19 protein-coding genes and 1 pseudogene are annotated in these 18,208 nt (G+C 43.3%); 4 read left to right on the top strand and 16 right to left on the bottom strand.

The genetic code is table 11. The features are described from left to right. Nucleotides 1-20 precede the first annotated feature (20 nt). From JV16_RS00530 to JV16_RS00510, 5 genes are all read right to left on the bottom strand, one after another. Nucleotides 21-389, bottom strand: coding sequence for a hypothetical protein (locus tag JV16_RS00530; protein ID WP_216367379.1), 369 nt, complete (start codon nt 387-389; stop codon nt 21-23). Nucleotides 390-421: 32 nt separating this feature from the next. Continuing rightward, nucleotides 422-664, bottom strand: a complete 243-nt coding sequence (locus tag JV16_RS00525) for a YlbE-like family protein (protein WP_042533787.1) — start codon at nt 662-664, stop codon at nt 422-424. An 11-nt stretch (nt 665-675) separates the two neighbouring features. After that, nucleotides 676-1,005 carry a YlbD family protein gene (locus JV16_RS00520; RefSeq protein ID WP_042533785.1) on the bottom strand — a complete coding sequence of 110 codons (330 nt, stop codon included), beginning with the start codon at nt 1,003-1,005 and terminating at the stop codon, nt 676-678. Between the two features lie 65 nt (nt 1,006-1,070). Then, on the bottom strand, nt 1,071-2,081 hold the full coding sequence (locus tag JV16_RS00515; RefSeq protein WP_021096018.1) for a CAP domain-containing protein: 1,011 nt from the start codon (nt 2,079-2,081) through the stop codon (nt 1,071-1,073). 373 nt (nt 2,082-2,454) lie between these two features. Further along, a complete protein-coding gene (locus tag JV16_RS00510) occupies nt 2,455-2,871 on the bottom strand; it encodes a CBS domain-containing protein (protein ID WP_009373488.1) in 417 nt (138 codons plus the stop codon). Between the two features lie 131 nt (nt 2,872-3,002). On the opposite strand from JV16_RS00510, the gene JV16_RS00505 reads away from it, so the two are divergent. Then, nucleotides 3,003-3,362, top strand: a complete 360-nt coding sequence (locus tag JV16_RS00505; protein WP_042533782.1) for a YugN family protein — start codon at nt 3,003-3,005, stop codon at nt 3,360-3,362. A gap of 6 nt (nt 3,363-3,368) precedes the next feature. On the opposite strand, the gene JV16_RS00500 is transcribed toward JV16_RS00505, so the two are convergent. Continuing rightward, nucleotides 3,369-3,629, bottom strand: coding sequence for a hypothetical protein (locus JV16_RS00500; protein WP_021094426.1), 261 nt, complete (start codon nt 3,627-3,629; stop codon nt 3,369-3,371). Between JV16_RS00500 and ytvI the strand changes: the two genes are divergently transcribed. After that, nucleotides 3,616-4,734, top strand: a complete 1,119-nt coding sequence (gene ytvI, locus JV16_RS00495) for a sporulation integral membrane protein YtvI (RefSeq protein ID WP_171334620.1) — start codon at nt 3,616-3,618, stop codon at nt 4,732-4,734. The genes JV16_RS00500 and ytvI overlap by 14 nt on opposite strands. 24 nt (nt 4,735-4,758) lie before the next feature. On the opposite strand, the gene JV16_RS00490 is transcribed toward ytvI, so the two are convergent. The 7 genes and pseudogenes from JV16_RS00490 to cyoE form a co-directional block, all read right to left on the bottom strand. After that, nucleotides 4,759-5,217, bottom strand: coding sequence for a DUF420 domain-containing protein (locus tag JV16_RS00490; protein WP_042533778.1), 459 nt, complete (start codon nt 5,215-5,217; stop codon nt 4,759-4,761). 15 nt (nt 5,218-5,232) lie between these two features. Then, a complete protein-coding gene (gene ctaG / locus JV16_RS00485) occupies nt 5,233-6,102 on the bottom strand; it encodes a cytochrome c oxidase assembly factor CtaG (protein ID WP_021094429.1) in 870 nt (289 codons plus the stop codon). Nucleotides 6,103-6,185: 83 nt separating this feature from the next. Beyond that, a complete protein-coding gene (gene ctaF / locus JV16_RS00480; RefSeq protein WP_021094430.1) occupies nt 6,186-6,518 on the bottom strand; it encodes a cytochrome c oxidase subunit IVB in 333 nt (110 codons plus the stop codon). A gap of 4 nt (nt 6,519-6,522) precedes the next feature. Continuing rightward, complete coding sequence (locus JV16_RS00475; protein ID WP_021094431.1) at nt 6,523-7,143, bottom strand: cytochrome (ubi)quinol oxidase subunit III; 621 nt, start codon at nt 7,141-7,143, stop codon at nt 6,523-6,525. Continuing rightward, nucleotides 7,143-9,011, bottom strand: a complete 1,869-nt coding sequence (ctaD, locus tag JV16_RS00470; protein WP_021094432.1) for a cytochrome c oxidase subunit I — start codon at nt 9,009-9,011, stop codon at nt 7,143-7,145. Before ctaD ends, JV16_RS00475 begins: the two co-directional genes overlap by 1 nt. Before the next feature lie 29 nt (nt 9,012-9,040). Next, nucleotides 9,041-10,105, bottom strand: a complete 1,065-nt coding sequence (gene coxB / locus JV16_RS00465; protein ID WP_042533775.1) for a cytochrome c oxidase subunit II — start codon at nt 10,103-10,105, stop codon at nt 9,041-9,043. A 118-nt stretch (nt 10,106-10,223) separates the two neighbouring features. Next, nucleotides 10,224-11,075: pseudogene (gene cyoE, locus JV16_RS00460) on the bottom strand (heme o synthase); the annotation flags it as partial. Nucleotides 11,076-11,508: 433 nt separating this feature from the next. Here cyoE and JV16_RS00455 point away from each other — a divergent pair. Continuing rightward, nucleotides 11,509-12,450, top strand: coding sequence for a COX15/CtaA family protein (locus JV16_RS00455; protein WP_167333723.1), 942 nt, complete (start codon nt 11,509-11,511; stop codon nt 12,448-12,450). Nucleotides 12,451-12,477: 27 nt separating this feature from the next. On the opposite strand, the gene pyc is transcribed toward JV16_RS00455, so the two are convergent. The 3 genes from pyc to JV16_RS00440 all read right to left on the bottom strand — a co-directional run bounded on the left by pyc (nt 12,478) and on the right by JV16_RS00440 (nt 17,555). After that, nucleotides 12,478-15,924 (bottom strand): pyruvate carboxylase, encoded by a 3,447-nt coding sequence (gene pyc, locus JV16_RS00450; RefSeq protein ID WP_035063053.1) that lies wholly within the window; start codon nt 15,922-15,924, stop codon nt 12,478-12,480. A 57-nt stretch (nt 15,925-15,981) separates the two neighbouring features. Continuing rightward, nucleotides 15,982-17,190, bottom strand: coding sequence for a putative lipid II flippase FtsW (ftsW, locus tag JV16_RS00445; protein ID WP_042534014.1), 1,209 nt, complete (start codon nt 17,188-17,190; stop codon nt 15,982-15,984). Nucleotides 17,191-17,264: 74 nt separating this feature from the next. Next, nucleotides 17,265-17,555, bottom strand: coding sequence for an Fpa/YlaN family protein (locus JV16_RS00440; protein ID WP_004891276.1), 291 nt, complete (start codon nt 17,553-17,555; stop codon nt 17,265-17,267). 139 nt (nt 17,556-17,694) lie between these two features. Here JV16_RS00440 and JV16_RS00435 point away from each other — a divergent pair, with 139 nt between their 5' ends. Beyond that, nucleotides 17,695-18,189, top strand: a complete 495-nt coding sequence (locus JV16_RS00435; protein ID WP_021094439.1) for a hypothetical protein — start codon at nt 17,695-17,697, stop codon at nt 18,187-18,189. The last annotated feature ends 19 nt before the right edge of the window (nt 18,190-18,208 follow it).

The following is an 18,208-nucleotide window of genomic DNA, read 5'->3' as shown; positions in this document are numbered from 1 at the left end:
TAAGTCTGGTCGCCCCAGACTTATGGAATCGTTACCGTAAATTCGTGCGAAACGTGGTACTTACTTGCATCGTTATGCACAAGTTCTAGTCGAATCGTATGTTTCCCGACAGGCAAACCGCGAATAACGAACGCGGCCGTTGTCGTTTCGCTCACCCTTTTGCCATTCACATAAATGTGAATGCGTCCTTGTCCGCTTTTTTTCGGATGCGTTCCTTTTGTAAACGTAAATTGATCAACGATACATTCAACAAATACGTTATTCCCTTTGACATGATGTTTGACAAATAACGTTTGCTTTTGTTCAGCAAAAACGGTATCATGATCGTTCATATACGTGGAAAACAATAGCGCGATACATAAAAAAAAGAAGCGCAACACGTTCACCATCCTTTCGTAGTGATAGTGTTTGCGTTTCTCGTTTAATTATGAGTGTCCTTCATCAGTTTCATCATCGCCATCATCATTTTTGCCATTTCAATCGTTTGGACGACTTGTTCGACTTTATGTGGCAACGTTTGTTTATAATATTGGCGTGCCTCTTTTTCCATTTCTTTTATATCCATCGGTCGTCTCGCTAGCCGTCGATACCATGACGGCTGTTCACGCAAAAATTGATGAAGCTTCGGCTTTGCGGCAATATATTCGTACACATCTTTTCTCATTCGTGATCTCCTTAATCTTTTCGAAACGAAAACGGGTCTTTTTTTGTATGTTGCATTTGACGGACGACTTCTTGAATGGACGCGATCGCTTGTTGAACGTTTGTAATGTACGTTTGAAGCTCATTCACGTCAAGATGTTTTAAATAGCTCGCTAACTTTTGGACGAGAGCTCCTTGTTCATCTTTCTCCGCTGTGAACCGATACTCATCCCACATATCATCGTCCTCTCCAAATACGTACCAATCGTTATATAGCTCTTTCCACGTTTTTTTTCCTTGGCGCACCTCTTCAATGAGTTTCGGATGTTTTTTCACAAACTGTTTAAATTGTTCAATGGACATATCGGTCGCTCCTTTCTAGTTTGTTTGCCTACCATATATTACGACCGAATGACCAATAGGTGCGCCTATTTTGGTTGGAAAAAAGGACGAATAAAGTTTTGTGTATAATGCCGCTTATACACGCCTACTCCTAAATGCGTCAATTCTTCATTTAACAACGTTTGGCGATGGCTTCGACTATTTAACCACGCTTCGACAACAGCAGGTGCATCAATATATTCTGCCGCAATGTTTTCTCCTGCGACTTCAAATGGAATGTTTGCTTTTGTAAGCCGTTTTTGTAAATCGCCGGTTGTTGGGGATTCGTGCGCAAAAAAATTGTTTTCTGCCATATCTTTACTATGTTCATATGCCACTTGCGCCACGCGCTCATCCCATGTCAATGGGGGGACACCATGACGTGCACGCATTACGTTCGTTATATCAAAAATTTGTTTCGCATTCGCTTGTTCCACTTGTTTTTCCATCATTTCATCAAGTGCTACTTCCGGCAGCGGTCCACGATATTCCAATTCGTACGGGTGAAGCTTCACTAACGTCTCCCCATCGATCCAGCGAACGCTTGATAAATGGCCGGTAAAACGGTCAATATATAACTGTACATATGCATCGCCAAACGAAAGAAGCGGTTGAATCATTAAATCTTCTTCAGTGAGTTGGAAGCGATATACCCCATCGTCAAGTTGCACATGAATTGTATCGTGGAGCGGCATCGTTTGCAATAAGTCGTTAATGGAGCGATTTAATTGAAATGGAGCGACGTTTACTTCAGGTCCGCACGCATAAATGGTGACGACTCGTCCATCAAGTATACCGACTTGCATATACGTTTTCGGGTCGTTATACACCCACCAGACGTAGCCGTAAGCGGACGGATCGATACGAGCAGGTTGTCCGAACGTTTGTTTTACTTCTTCTTCTGTTTTTCCAATCCATGTACCGAGCCCTTCTGAAACGATTTTTTCGCTCGCTTGTTCACTCATGATCGACGTATCGTTTAATGGGGCTTGTTCGTTTGTTGGTGAAAAATAAAAAATGATCATAAAAATAAATATAAGAGCCACTATCCAACGCATGCATCATTCTCCCTCAGTTGTTGTATATACTTCCATTATATACAGCTTGCCTATGTCGCAACACTAAAAAATAAGGCTATGCGAAAACATAGCCTCTTTTTTGCATAATTTAAGGAAGTGTAAAGTTTCGGATTCAGACAGCTGTCTAGCTCCAAGCGCCATCGGCTCGAGTCGCTCCGCCCCTTCTTTCGGCGGCAACACACTGAGATACTTCAGTGATGTTACCCACGCAGAACCAATCGATCGCTTGGTTCGAGCTCTCCTCGGTGGGGCTTATGCGCTCTTCGTGGAGCCAAGGATGGCGACATTTCGCCGTTGCCCGCAGGACGCGGGCTGCCTTTAGGCGAAATGGGGGCGCTTTGCGCTTTTCTTATTAATGGTATTGTGATATTTCTGTTAATGCTTCGCCGGCTTGTTCGTCGCTTGCTTCATGGATCGCTAAATCACCAAGCGACATCATTCCGACAAGCGTATCCCCTTCGACAACAGGTAAGCGGCGAATTTGATGTTTCGCCATTAAACGAGCCGCCTCGGTGACAGAAGCGTCCGGTGAAATCGTCACAAGCTGTTCACTCATCACTTCTGTGACAGCTGTTGAACCGGGCTTTTTCTCGGCAATGCCGCGCACGACTAAATCGCGGTCCGTCACAATACCAATGAGCCGATTTCCATCTGTAATTGGAATGGCACCGACGTTATAATCGCGCATTTTGACCGCTGCTTCGTACATATTGTCGAGCGGCGTGCAACATTCGACTTCTGTCGTCATCATCTCTTTTACTTTTGGCATATGCATCTCTCCTTTCGCACATTAGTTTCACCAAAATCGGAACAATTATGAAGCTCGTCATTGAAAGTTATGCGCTTTCGTACTATTATTAATGGAGGAATGTTTTATTTTACATAAGGGGGATATGAACGATGCGCTTTGAAAATACAGGTATTGAAAATCAAACAGCGCCATTAACACGTTTAGACGAACTCATGGAAAGCCTCGGCTTCGTGCGTGCAGGTCAATGGGATTACGACCGTGTCACATATGACCGCAAATTCGAGATTAAAAGCGATGTGTTTTATTTACGTGTGCAAGGCTATGCGATTGAAGGGGATGTTGGCGGTCGCCATGCAGTCATTAAGTTAATGAAGCCGCTACTTGGCAAACATTATTATCCACATGGTGTAGAATATGGAGAGGGCGAAAGCTTCCCTTCGTCATTAGTGAGCCAATGTGAAGCAATTTTAGCGAAAGTAAAAGAAGGCCTTGCTAGCATAAACGCATGAGCACGCTCATGCGTTTTTTCCGTCAACGAGCCGACGAACGTACAGATGCACAGCAAAAACTTCTTTTCCTGTCATTTCGTATATGTCGTCAATGACTTGTTTTTGAATATGTTCACAGAAAGCGAGCATATTTTGTTTCATTTTGAACGAAACTGTCACATGAATCGTCAGTCGCTTTTGTTGCTCGTATACTTTCACATCTTCTAATATGACATCATCAAACGGTTGTACACTCATCGCAACAATCGTTATAATGGGTTTATGCATATACATCCTCCATACGATTTATGAAATGAAAGCAGGTGTCGTTTCGTTGTTTGAGAAAATTCCAAAGCGGTCCATATACATGATTGTTATTTTACTTGCAATCGTCTTATTGACATATTGGGTCGCCCCTATTGCCGTTCCGATTTTATTCGCATTAATTACTGCCATTTTTTTAGAGCCAGCAGTGAAAGTAGCACAGCAACGGCTCGGGTTTAAGCGACAGTCCGCTACCCTTCTTGTGTTCAGTTTATTTACGCTATTTATGTGTTTAAGCGGTTACTTTATTATTACAAAAATTGTGACGGAAGCGTTTCACTTTTTTAGAAACTCGCCGCTATATTTGAATGAAATGATCGCAGGCTGGAATGAACTTGTCGCTCGCTGGTACAAGCAGACAGAAAAATTGCCGCCGTTTGTTGTCGCGGAATTAAGCCACCAAGTCGATTTGTTTTTAACAAAATTAAAAACACAACTAACCGCTTCATTAAGCTTTAATAAAGTAAGCGCGCTTATCGCAAACGTTCCAAAGTTTTTAATTAACTTTCTCGTTTATTTAATTACTTTATTTTTATTTATGCACGATTTACCGAAAATACGCGAAGCGATTTTTTCGCATTTAACAGAGGAAACGAAAGAAAAAGTACATTTTATGATGTCGCGTCTATCGTATGTCGTGTTTGGCTTTTGGAAAGCGCAATTTCTCGTTAGTTTAATTATTTTTGCGGTATCCCTCGTCGGACTGTTGCTCATTACACCGAAAGTGGCGTTATTTACCGCATTTATTATTTGGGTAATCGACTTTATCCCGATTATCGGATCGATTGTTATTATGGCGCCTTGGGCCATTTTCCACTTCGTCACAGGCGATACAGTATTAGCGACAAAACTATCGATTCTCGGCGTCATTTTGTTAATTTTACGTCGAACGATTGAGCCGAAAGTGATGGGCGCGCATATCGGTTTATCTCCGCTCGCGACGCTCATTTCGATGTACTTAGGCGTGAAAGTGATGGGCGGACTCGGTCTCATTTTATTCCCGCTCTTACTCATTGCGATCAAATCAGCGAAAGAGGCAGGAATTATTAAATTTAACTTTAAACTGTAAAGAGGGTGAATGTTCACCCTCTTTTTAAAATCCTAAAATCGCTTTAATAACCGATGTCGTTTCCCCGCCACGGTAAAATACATATAACAATAAATAAACAGCGACTCCTGTTGTTGCGGTAAAAAACCATACGATACTCGTGATCGGACCAATTTTTTTATGGCGCAACCAATTTTTTTTCACAGCAGAAAGCAACGTGACAATGCCGAAAACGGCGCCAGCCGTCGCTAAAAAAATGTGGAAAAACAAAAAGATCGTATAATATATTTTTATATCGTCTGGACCACCGAAGCTTGTATTGCCGATAAAAATCGTACGCGACACGTAAATGATGAAAAACGCGAGCGCAAAAGCAGCCGCAAGCCACATCGTCTTTTCATGCTTCTCAATTTCCCTTTGACGAATGAAATACCAGCCAACCGCAACGAGAATGGCGCTAATGACGATAAAGCTTGTACTAATTGTAGGTAAAATCGGTACCATCGTTTCTCCCTCTCTTTATTTCGTTGTTTGAACTGCGACATGTTCTTCATTTCGTTCTTTTCGATACCATTCAATAAAAATGAAAAACAACATGACTCCATATACAATTTCTTGAATGATTTTCATTAATACGCCACCAAGCTGCTGATCATGCAATAGCGACATCGAGCTAAACATTTCTGGTCCGCTTAATTCAAGCGACGCTAATGTCGTTTGTGGGACGCAAAGCGCTAAAGCGTTTATCCAAGCAGCTGGATCGTAATACGTCGCATATAGTGGGGTATCCGCGAAAATAATGAGCGCACATGCGGGTGTCAGCAATACCCCATCGGCAAAAATGTAGCCCATTTTTTTTAAACCAGATAGTGTCGGAAAACCACGCACTTCATTGACGAGCGGCCACCACATCATCATCGCTGCAATAAAAATAGCAATCGTCATGAACGCATGCAACCACATGTTTGTTTTCACGACATCAAAAATCAAAGGCACGTGGTATAACGAAAAAATACCATTAAACAAAAATAACGCAATTAACGGTTTTGTGAAAAACGTAAACATCGAACGGATGATGCGAACGCGAAAAGGCGCTTCAAACATCCATGACGGAATGCCTTTAATAAGGAGCGGCGGCACCATTAAATAAAGGACAGCCATTTGCGTCATATGGACGCTAAACATTAAATGCCCTAACAAGTCGACTGGAGATCCTTTACAAATGTAAAGTAAAACGATCGCGGTGACAAACAACGTTTTTTGTTTTGTCGTCGTTTGTTCTTTTGCACGGTTAACAAGCCAAAAATAAGCGATCGTCACAGCGACTAAAAAAATGAAAAAGTACGGACTCCACATCGCTTCAAAACCAAATATACTTAACGGCATCATATTCACCTCGCTTTTTTTCCGACTTTATTATACTACAAACGTAACAAACGTGAAAAGAAAAGAAGCTAGCCAACGCTAGCTTCTTAAATCCAAACGATCGTTAAAAACGCCCAAATCGTAACGAACGCAACAAGTGCACCGCCATAGAGGAAAAGTGCTGGCAATTCGTGTCCTTTATGGCTCATATGCATAAAGTAATACAGTTGGAAAATAACTTGCACAACCGCTAACAATAAAATGAACGGTACGGAAAACCAAGCAGAAAATCCTTCATATCCAACCGCAAAAAAGGCGATGAGCGTTAAGAAAATCATTAACGTAAATGAAACAATTTGATGTTTCATTTCTTCTGCATTTTTTTTCCGGCGATATTGTACATCTACTTTTGGGTTTTGTACATGTGTATGATTTGCCATACAATCACCCCACCATTCCCATTAAGTATACGACCGTGAAAATGAACACCCACACGACGTCGATAAAGTGCCAATATAAGCTAGCGACGTAAAACTTCGGTGCGTTATATAAGTTTAACCCACGTTTTGCGTTGCGAATCATTAACGTTAAAATCCAAAGTAAACCGAACGCCACGTGGCCACCGTGCGTACCAACTAGCGTGTAAAACGCTGAAGAAAACGCGCTTGTTGAAAATTTAAATCCTTCATGTACGTACTCTGTAAACTCGTAAATTTCAAGCGCTAAGAAAGCTGCGCCAAGAAAAACGGTAATACCAAGCCAAAGCTGCATTTTTTTGAAGTCAAAGTTGCGCATATGATGCATCGCATATACGCTCGTTAAGCTGCTCGTTAGTAACAGCATCGTCGCTAAAAAGACGATTGGCATTTGGAATAATTCTTTCGCAGACGGACCGCCCGCAACGGAATCTTTTAACGCCAAATATGTGGCGAAGAGAGAGGCGAACAACACCGTCTCTCCGCCGAGGAAAAACCAGAAACCTAAAAATTTATTTTTCCCTTCAAGGGTCGCTTTTTCAGGCTCTGCCGGAAACGTCTCTGCCGTTAATTTTTCTTCCACATGCATTATGCCCCAGCCCCCTTCTTCTCCGCTTCCATCACTTCTTCTTTATGAATATGGAAGCCGTGGTCATCAATAATTGAACGGAAGAACATCGCACCGAGCGTAATGAGTAAACCGACTACGCCAACTGGTGTTCCCCATGCATAATCTTGATGGAACAAGAAACCGAATGCGGCTACAAATAAGCCAAGTGAAATAACAAACGGTAAAATGGATGGATTCGGCATATGGATGTCACCAAGCGGCTCCGCTGGTGTTAATCCTTTTTTGCCTTCCATTTTTTCAATCCAATACGCGTCTAAACCACGTACAAGTGGCGTTTGCGCAAAGTTGTACTCCGGCGCTGGCGAAGATACTGCCCATTCCAATGTGCGTCCATCTTCCCAAGGGTCGTTGCCAACGCGCTTTCCTTTTACTGTTGTAATAACAACGTTTGCTAATAATACGACTGTACCTGCTGCCATGAAAAACGCACCGACTGTACTAATCATGTTTCCTGTTTCAAATCCTTGGCCAGGCAAGAACGTGAATACGCGGCGCGGCATACCCATTAAGCCAAGGAAATGTTGAATAAAGAACGTTAAATGGAAACCGATAAAGAACAACCAGAATGTTACTTTTCCTAATTTCTCATCTAACATTTTACCGAACATTTTTGGCCACCAATAATGTGCCCCTGCAAGTAGCGCGAATACAACCCCACCGACGATAACGTAGTGGAAGTGCGCAACGACGAAATAGCTATCGTGATATTGATAGTCTGCCGCAGCTGTTGCGTTCATTACCCCTGTAACCCCACCGATAACGAACGATGGAATGAACGCTACCGCATATATCATTGGCGTCGTGAAGCGAATGCTTCCGCCCCACATCGTAAATAACCAGTTGAAAATTTTAATTCCTGTTGGAACGGCAATCGCCATTGTCGCAACCGCAAAGATGGCGTTTGCAATTGGTCCCATACCAACCGTAAACATATGGTGCGCCCATACCATGAATCCTAAAAATCCGATTAACACCGTCGCAAATACCATCGATGAATAACCGAATAAACGTTTACGCGAGAATGTCGCGAAAATTTCTGAGAAAATACCGAACGCTGGTAAGACGAGAATATATACTTCTGGGTGACCGAAAATCCAGAACAAGTGCTCCCAAATGATCGTATTTCCACCAAGCGCTGGGTCAAAAAAGTTTCCACCAAACAAACGATCCATCATCATGAAAATTAAACCGACTGTTAATGGCGGGAACGCGAATAAAATGAGCGCAGATGTGACAAACGTTGCCCATGTAAACATCGGCATGCGCATATATGTCATTCCTGGTGCGCGCATATTAATGATCGTCACGAGGAAGTTAATTCCACCAATTAACGTTCCGAAACCAGAAATTTGTAAACCTAACACGTAAAAGTCAATGCCGTGCGTTGGTGATGCAAGTGATAATGATGCATAAGATGTCCAACCCGCATCAGGTGCTCCACCTAAAAACCACGATAAGTTTAAAAATACACCACCGAAGAAAAATAACCAAAATCCAAGCGCGTTTAAAAACGGGAACGCTACGTCGCGCGCACCGATTTGAATCGGTACAACGGCGTTCATCATCGCAAACACGAGCGGCATCGCCGCAAGGAAAATCATCGTCGTTCCGTGCATCGTCAACACTTCATTGTAAAAGCCAGCGCTAATGAAGTCGTTGTTTGGCACGGCGAGCTGAATGCGAATAATCATCGCTTCTAAACCGCCAAGCAAGAAGAAAAATCCGCCGGCGATCAAATACAAAATCGCAATCTTCTTATGGTCTACTGTCGTTAAGTAGTCCCAAATGACTGCGCCGACACCTTTTTTCCGAGCTAACGTACTCACAGTTTAACCTCCCTTTATCGATAATCCCCTTACTCAACAGATAATGTCATTAAGTATTTTGTTAATGCTTCAAGTTCTTCATCAGATAATGCTGGATAAGTACCTGTCATTTTGTTGCCTGGCTTAATTTTCTCTGGATCTTTGAGCCAAGCTTTTAAGTTTTCTTCGTTATGTTCTAAAATGCCGGCAATGCGTGAGCGATCAGCAAAATCTGCTAAGTTTGGCGCAAGGCGAGCTTGCTCTGGACGACCATCAACCGGTGTGACCGCGTGACAGCCAATACAGCTTTTGTTAAAAATTTCTTCTCCTCGCTTCACAACAGGGTCTGTTGCCGCAACCGGTTTTGCATTTTTCATTTTTTCTACCCATTGATCAAATTCAGCACGAGGAAGCGCCTTCACTTTAAAGTCCATTAATGCGTGTGACGGACCGCAAAGCTCCGCACATTTTCCGTAAAATAGACGTCCTGCTTCTTCGGCACGTTTGTCATCAAATGTGAGGAAAAATTGGTTTGTGTTATCTGTATTTGTATCCATTTTTCCTCCAACAGCAGGAATCCAGAAAGAGTGTTTTACGTCAGATGCTTTTAAGTTAAAATACACGCGTTCATTTGTTGGAACGACTAAATCTTGGCTTGTAATAATGCCGTAATCTGGGTACTCAAACTCCCACCAGTACAAATTCGCGCGCACGTTGACGACAACAACGTCGCGTTCTTTTTTGTTCATCGGTTTTACATCCGCCAATTTAAACGTGTATAAAACCGTCGGAACAGCTAAGATGATTAGTAAAATAATCGGAATAACTGTCCAAATAATTTCAAGCGTATGGCTTCCTTCGACTTGTTTTGGAATTTTGTTTTCTTCCCCTTTACGACGACGGAAGCGAGTCACAACGTAAAGGAAGATGATCGTTACAACCGCAATGACGATGACCATAATGGCCGTGCTGAGCAGCATAAGCTTGTACTGCATGTCAGCTACTTCTCCTGCTGGTTGAAGCGTCGATAAAAACGGCTTACCGCAACCAGCTAGCAAAAGCGCCATGGCGGATACAAGAGAAACCAAGCGCCAATTTCGTAGCCACTTCTTCATAGCCTAATCAAACCCCTCTTTCGATTATGAAATAAAGTGAAATATATACATTCTTTCTTTACAAAAAGAAAGAATTGTAAACCTTTTTATTTTCCGAAGCGCCGTTGCAGGCGCTTCATTAGTCAATCGTGACAATTACCATCGTCACAAATAAAATCGTTAAATAGTTGAGCGAATAAATGAACATCCATTTCGCCCATTTCATATCGTCTTTCATTTTAAAGCCCGCCAGTCCGAGCGCTAACCAACCGACGTTCAACAACGTCGCGATCACTAAAAACGGCACGCCTAATGAAAATAAGTAAAACGGAAGTGGTAAAAGCGCCACAATCCAAATGACGATTTGCCGTTTTGTCATCGCAAATCCGTGAACGACAGGAAGCATCGGAATGCCTGCTGCGCGATACTCCTCACATCGCTTCATCGCCAGCGCTAAAAAGTGCGGCGGTTGCCATAAAAACATAAGCAAAAACAAAATGACTGGAACGATATGAAATCCGTCATCGACCGCTGTCCAACCGATGACCGGTGGAACGGCACCAGAAATGCTGCCGATCACCGTATTGAGCGTGTTGCTCCGCTTAGACCACATCGTATATAAAAAGACGTACGTCACCATGCCGATAAGTCCGATGATAGCGGCGGTGACCGTTGTCATAAGCAAACTGAACGTACCGATGGCGACAAGAAGTACACCGAACCAAAGCACGCGCTTCGGCTCTACGCTTCCGCTCACCGTTGGGCGACTTTTCGTCCGCTCCATAAGATGATCAATATCGCGATCAATAAAATTATTTAACGCGCAAGAACCTGCAATGACGAGCGCAGATCCGATAAGCGCGAAAAAAACCGTATGCAAATTACTTAAAAATCCTTTTCCTGTAAAATGAAGGGCTAACCAAAGTCCCGTAAACGTCGTAATTAAATTTGAATTGACAATGCCGATTTTCACGACAGCTAATACATCTTTTAGTACACCTGATTGGATTTTTGTCGTTTTTACCTCTTCGACTACATCCGCCATCTGCCGCCACTCCTCTCTTATGCCTTTGAAGGCGTTTCCAATCTATACACGATAACGATATGTCGTCTCTGTATATTAAAGCACATTTCTCCGTCAAATTGTGAACTTTTTTTGTCTTAATTGTGTCGAATTTGTGTCAAAACAATGTTGTGACAATGAAAAAGTTGAAAAATAACTGCACTTATATTTCTAGCAAACTCTATACAAATATTCAACCATATTTACAACGTTTGCTATATTGTAAAATAATAAAACTTTGCGCTTTTCGACATTTTCCGCTAATATGAGAGTAGCATTTCTTCACACGTATTTCACATTTATTATACAGTTTTTACTAGGCATTTGCTAGATAAAATTTTGCGTTAAGGAAGTGAATACATTGCAACGGCTTTTAAAATGGTTTGCGGTAGCGACGACAATCGGCATGCTTTTCGTTTTAATTGGTGGGGCGCTTGTGACAAAAACAGGATCAGGAATGGGCTGCGGTCGTTCGTGGCCACTCTGCCACGGGCAACTTATTCCATCTCACATTACAACTGAGTTGCTCATTGAATTAAGCCATCGCGTCGTCTCAGGCGTCGTCGGATTGATGGTGCTCATTTTATCGATTTGGTCATGGAAAGCGATCGGACATATTCGTGAAACGAAATTTTTATCCATTGTTTCGTTCGTGTTTCTCGTTTTGCAAGGGCTCATTGGGGCGGCTGCGGTCGTATGGGGGCAATCGGACGTCGTGCTTGCGCTTCATTTTGGTATCTCGCTCATTTCGTTTGCGGCTGTCTTTTTATTAACGTTGTTTATTTTTGAAGTAGATAAAAAATTTGATGCCGCATCCGTTGTGCTCGATCGTACGATGACATTTCATATTTACGGCATTATTGTGTATTGCTATATCGTCGTCTATACTGGAGCGCTCGTTCGCCATAAACAAGCGAGTTTAGCGTGCCCAAGTTGGCCGTTTTGCGCACAAACACGCTTATTCCCGACACAACTACATGAATGGGTGCAAATGGGACACCGTTTTGCAGCGGGATTATTGTTTCTTTGGATTTTATGGGCAACGATATATGCAATGAAACGATATAAACATCAGCCGATTATGTATTGGGGCTGGCTCATTGCGCTCATTCTCGTCAGCTGCCAAGTCGCAACGGGGGCGCTCGTCGTCTTTACGGGATTAAACTTATACGTCGCTTTAGCTCACGCGTTTTTTATTTCATGTTTATTTGGTGTATTAAGTTACTTCGTGTTGTTGGCGACACGTAGCAAAAAAGAAAAAGAGGTCGGGCATCAAGCCGTTCCATCTGCCGTATTAAAATAAAAAGAACGAGGAAATCCCTCGTTCTTTTTATTTTTCGGCTAATTCAAGCAATAAATCGCCCGTTTGGATAGCGTCGCCGCCTTTGACGTAAATGTCTTTCACAATACCAGAAAACGGTGCTTGCACGGTCGTTTCCATTTTCATCGCTTCGGTAATCATTAAATGGTCACCTTTTTTCACTTTTTCCCCTTTTTCAACGAGCACTTTGACAACTGTCCCTGGCATCGTCGCAGCAATATGGTTCGGATTGTTGCGATCCGCTTTCACACGCGCCACGACAGTTGTTTTAATGCTTTCGTCTTTCACGACGATTTCACGCGGTTGACCGTTTAGTTCAAAGTATACGACTCTCGTTCCGTCCGCTTGTGGCTGACCGATCGAGACGAGCTTGACGATTAACGTTTTTCCTTTTTCGATTTCAATTTCAATTTCTTCACCGAGACGCATGCCGTATAAAAACGTTGGTGTATCAAGTACAGATAAATCACCGAACTGTTCGACCGTACGAGCATATTCGACAAACACTTTCGGATATAGCGCATAAGCTAACACATCATAGTCGGTCACTTCACGCTGGACGATATGATATAACTCTTCGCGCAACTTCTCAAAGTCGACTGGCTCTAACAGTTCGCCCGGACGAACGGTAATTGGTTCACGCCCTTTTAAAATGATGCGCTGCAACGTTTCTGGGAATCCGCCATGCGGCTGACCGAGGTAGCCTTCAAACAGTTCAACGACGGAATCTGGGAAATCAAGCGTTTCACCGCGCTCGTAAATGTCTTGTTCGGTTAAGTTGTTTTGCACCATATATAGCGCCATATCGCCAACGACTTTCGATGATGGCGTCACTTTGACGATGTCGCCAAATAAATCGTTGACGCGACGATACATTTCTTTTACTTCATCCCAACGATCTCCTAAGCCGACCGCTTTCGCTTGTTGTTGAAGATTGCTATATTGTCCGCCCGGCATTTCGTGCATATATATTTCCGTATGCGGGGCGTTCATGCCGCTTTCAAAGTCGGCGTAATATTTGCGCACATCTTCCCAATAACGCGACAATTTTTCAAGCGATGCGATATCGACTTCCGGTGCACGTTCCGTTCCTTCAAGCGCATAATAAAGCGTGTTTGCGCTCGGTTGCGACGTTAAACCGGCCATCGAGCTTACCGCTACGTCAACAATATCGACTCCTGCTTCAATCGCTTTGGCGTACGTATAAATGCCGTTTCCGCTCGTATCGTGCGTATGCAAATGAATCGGAATGTCGACGACTTCTTTTAAAGCGGAAATAAACGTATAAGCCGCTTGTGGCTTTAATAGTCCCGCCATATCTTTAATCGCTAAAATGTGTGCACCGGTTTGCTCGAGCTCTTTTGCTAACTGTTTATAGTAATTGAGATTGTATTTTGTGCGCGTTGGGTCGAAAATATCGCCCGTATAACAAATCGTTGCTTCCGCCACTTTTCCTGTTTGACGTACCGCATCAATGGCGACCGTCATTCCTTTTACCCAGTTTAAACTATCGAAAATGCGGAATACGTCAATGCCTGCTTCCGCCGATTGCGCAACAAACTCCCGAATGACGTTATCTGGATAGTTTTTATATCCGACCGCATTCGACGCACGAAGCAACATTTGAAACAAAACGTTCGGAATTTTTTTTCGCAATTGAATTAAACGATCCCACGGATCTTCTTTTAAGAAGCGATAGGCTACGTCAAACGTCGCTCCGCCCCACATTTCCATCGAAAATAGTTGCGGCCATAAACGCGCGGTCGGCTCAGCAATGCGCAATAAGTCGTTTGTGCGCACGCGTGTCGCTAAAAGCGATTGATGGGCGTCACGAAACGTCGTATCTGTCAACAACACGCGGTTTTGTTGTTTTATCCATTGAACGAGTCCGTCTGCCCCCCGTTCATCTAAAATTTGTTTCGTCCCTTTTGGCATCGGTTCAATATGATTCACTTTCGGAATGCGCGGCGGGTCAAATACCGGCTTTTTCTTTTTCCCGATGCCCGGAAAACCGTTCACAGTAACCGTTCCGATATACGATAACATTTTCGTCCCGCGGTCTTTCCGTTTCGGAAACACAAATAGCTCTGGCGTCGTATCAATAAACGACGTATCGTATTCGCCTGTTAAAAACTTCGGATGTTGCACGACGTTTTCTAAAAACGGAATGTTCGTTTTAATGCCGCGAATACGAAACTCGCGCAAGTTGCGCAACATTTTCGCTGCCGCTTGTTCAAACGTTAACGCCCACGTCGTCACTTTTACTAACAACGAATCGTAGTACGGCGTAATGACGGCGCCTTGAAAGCTATTGCCTGCATCTAAACGAACGCCGAAGCCACCGCCTGAACGATACGCCATAATTTTCCCTGTATCTGGCATAAAGTTGTTTAGCGGATCTTCTGTCGTCACGCGCGATTGAATCGCATATCCGTGAACGCGAATGTCTTCTTGTTTCGGAATGCCGACTTTTTCGCTATGTAGCGCATGTCCTTCCGCAATTAAAATTTGCGATTGGACGATATCAATGCCAGTAATCATTTCTGTAATCGTATGTTCGACTTGAATGCGCGGGTTCACTTCGATGAAGTAAAACGCATCGCCAGAAACGAGAAACTCAACCGTTCCTGCGTTCACGTATTGCACGTTTTTCATCAATTTCACTGCCGCTTGGCAAATGTCTTCGCGGAGCGCTTTTGAAAGCGATACGCTTGGCGCCACTTCGACAACTTTTTGATGGCGGCGCTGCACCGAGCAATCTCGGTCATATAAATGGACGATGTTGCCGTATTCGTCACCTAAAATTTGCACTTCAATATGTTTTGGTTTTTCGATTAATTTTTCGACATATACTTCATCGCTGCCAAATGCCGCTTTCGCTTCCGATTTCGCGCGCTCATACGCTTCTTTCACTTCCGCTTGCGAGCGAACGATGCGCATTCCGCGTCCCCCGCCGCCTAATGCCGCTTTAATGATCATCGGATAACCGTATGTCTCGCCGAAGCGCACGACGTCCTCCAAGCTTTGCACAGGCCCGTCGCTTCCCGGAATGACCGGAATGCCCGCTCGTTTCGCTTGGTGGCGCGCTTTCACTTTATCGCCAAACATATCTAAATGCGCTTGTTTCGGTCCGATGAAAATAATGCCTTCTTCTTCACATCGTTTCGCAAATTCGATGTTTTCCGATAAAAAGCCGTAGCCCGGATGAATCGCATCGACATCATGCATTTTCGCAATCTCGATAATGCCTTCAATGTCTAAATATGCTTCAATCGGTTTTTTTCCTTCTCCAACTAAATATGCTTCATCCGCTTTGTAGCGATGATACGATCCTGCATCTTCGCGCGAATAAATGGCAACGGTGCGAATCCCTAGTTCGTTGCAGGCGCGGAACACGCGAATCGCAATTTCTCCACGGTTTGCGACAAGTACTTTTTGAATACGCCTCATATGCATCCTCCCCCTATCCTTCATATAAAAACTATAACGAATTTTCTGTATTTGTAAATAGTCCTACGAAAAAGAAATATGATTTTTTTGAATATTACTTTGTTTTTCTGTTTTATGTTTTTGTTCGTAATTTGTTACCGCTGCGATGTTTGTCAGCACTCCGGCACACATCATAAGTAAAACGAGCGATGAACCACCGTAGCTGACAAACGGCAATGTGACCCCTGTTAGCGGGATGAGTCCTGATATTCCACCGAGATTGACGAACGATTGAATGCCGATCATCGTTGAAATGCCGATCGCTAATAAACTGCCGAACGCATCTTGGCACCTTCTTGCGATCAAAAAGCCGCGCAAGACGATAAACGACAACAAAAGGAGAACGAACGAAACGCCAAATAGCCCGAGCTCTTCAGCGATGACCGCCATAATAAAGTCGGTATGCGCTTCTGGCAAATAACCGTATTTTTGAATGCTTTGTCCAAGTCCGAGCCCTTTTAATCCCCCGTTTCCGATCGCAATGTACGAGTTAATGAGCTGGTATCCTTCATCTTTCGCATGCTCAAACGGATGCAAAAAACCGTCAATGCGCGATAAACGCTCTTTCGTAAATACTCGATCGTATATAAACGGACCGGAAATCGCCGCGACAACTCCGAAAATCAAAGCAAACAGAAACAACTGTTTCATCAATAACCGTTTGCTTGCGGCAGAAGAAAGGATGATGACCGCACAAATCAATCCGATAATTAACATCGTCCCGACGTCTGGTTGAAGAAAAATTAATAAGCAAATAAACAACATATAGTAGATTGGGAACAGCACGTCTTGCGGCGATGTTTGTAATTTTTTTTGCTTGTTTGCTAATACTCCGCTTAAATATACGATTAAGCCGATTTTCGCAAACTCCGCTGGCTGAATGTTAATCGGACCGACTTTAATCCAGCTTGTCGCATTGTTTACGGTATGTCCAAACAAAAGGACGTAAATGAGCGGCATAGGCATGGCGAAAAAAACGAATTGTAAAAACTTTTTGCGCGCATAATGTTTATACGGAACAAATGCCGTAAATGCAAAAACAACTGTACCGATCATCCATGCCCATTTTTGTTTTTGGAAAAAATAATCGCTCGTCGTATGAAAACGAGTAACGGCTGTAATCATGCTCGCGCTATATACCATCACAAGCCCGAACAACGATAATAAAAGGACAGCGATGATTAATGGATAATCATGATATTTGACGAACGTCTTCAAGCGCATCGGCTCCATCATCCTTTTCACTTTCTTATTTGCATTTTACTATAAAACAGAAAAAACCCAAACGAAATTCGTTTGAGTTTTTGTCATTTTTTCTTCTTTTTCGTGCACGCTTCATGCAATGCCGAAAGTTCGCGTTCTAGTCGGTCTAAAATCGCCTTGCCGTCTTTTTCATCGACAAGCCCTAAACGGACGGCAAAATCAATTTCACGGGATAAACCGAACATTTGCGTATCTAACACTTCTTCATATAGCGGGCATTGCGGCATCGTTAAATGATCCATTTGCACTTGGATCAGCTTCACAATTTTTTCCGCATCCGCTTGCAACAACGAATAGGCTCTTTCTCGAAAATTTATCGCCACTTCAGGCGTCACGTTGACCCCTCCGTTCCGTACGTTCCTGTTTCTTCATCTTATCGTGAATACGAAAAAAATGCAAGCATCGTGTCTTGACGAACAATTTTACAAACAAGCGCTTTCATCATATAATGAAAGGCAGATAGGGGGAATGAACATGGTCATCGTCATCAAAGGGAACGTTAAATTTACGATTACACTCGATCCGAGCGTATGGATTTTTGACGATCGCAAAGTAGATGTACATACTTATTTTACACGTCATGTGCAAACAGAACAACGAGAAGACATAGACGACATTCAAAAAATTTCAGCGTATTGGGATCGCGAAATTCAAGAAGGAGCGGTGTCTCCTCCAACATTGCAAACAGAAAAACAGTTTGAAAAAGAAAAAATATTATCTGGTACGTTCGGTATGCCGTTTGCCCCGTTTTTGTGCAACGCGGAACCGAACGACGATGCCAAGCGTTTCATCATCGTCACAGAAAACGGCGATACGACCATTTCGCTTGCCGAAGCTTATGAGCTGTTATTATGTTTTGCAAAAGACGGCAAACCGCTAAAAGAAGACGGGCCTGTCCATATTTATTTCGGAGACGGCTCAAATCGCGACAATCCGATCACGCACGTGCGGGCATTTATCGTCGAGTGAAAAGAGGCTTTTCGCCTCT

Origin of the sequence: Anoxybacillus ayderensis (assembly GCF_000833605.1) — a bacterium.
GTDB classification, from domain to species: domain Bacteria; phylum Bacillota; class Bacilli; order Bacillales; family Anoxybacillaceae; genus Anoxybacillus; species Anoxybacillus ayderensis.
Note: the sequence above shows the minus strand (reverse complement) of the source record. Positions and strands in the feature narration are given on the sequence as shown.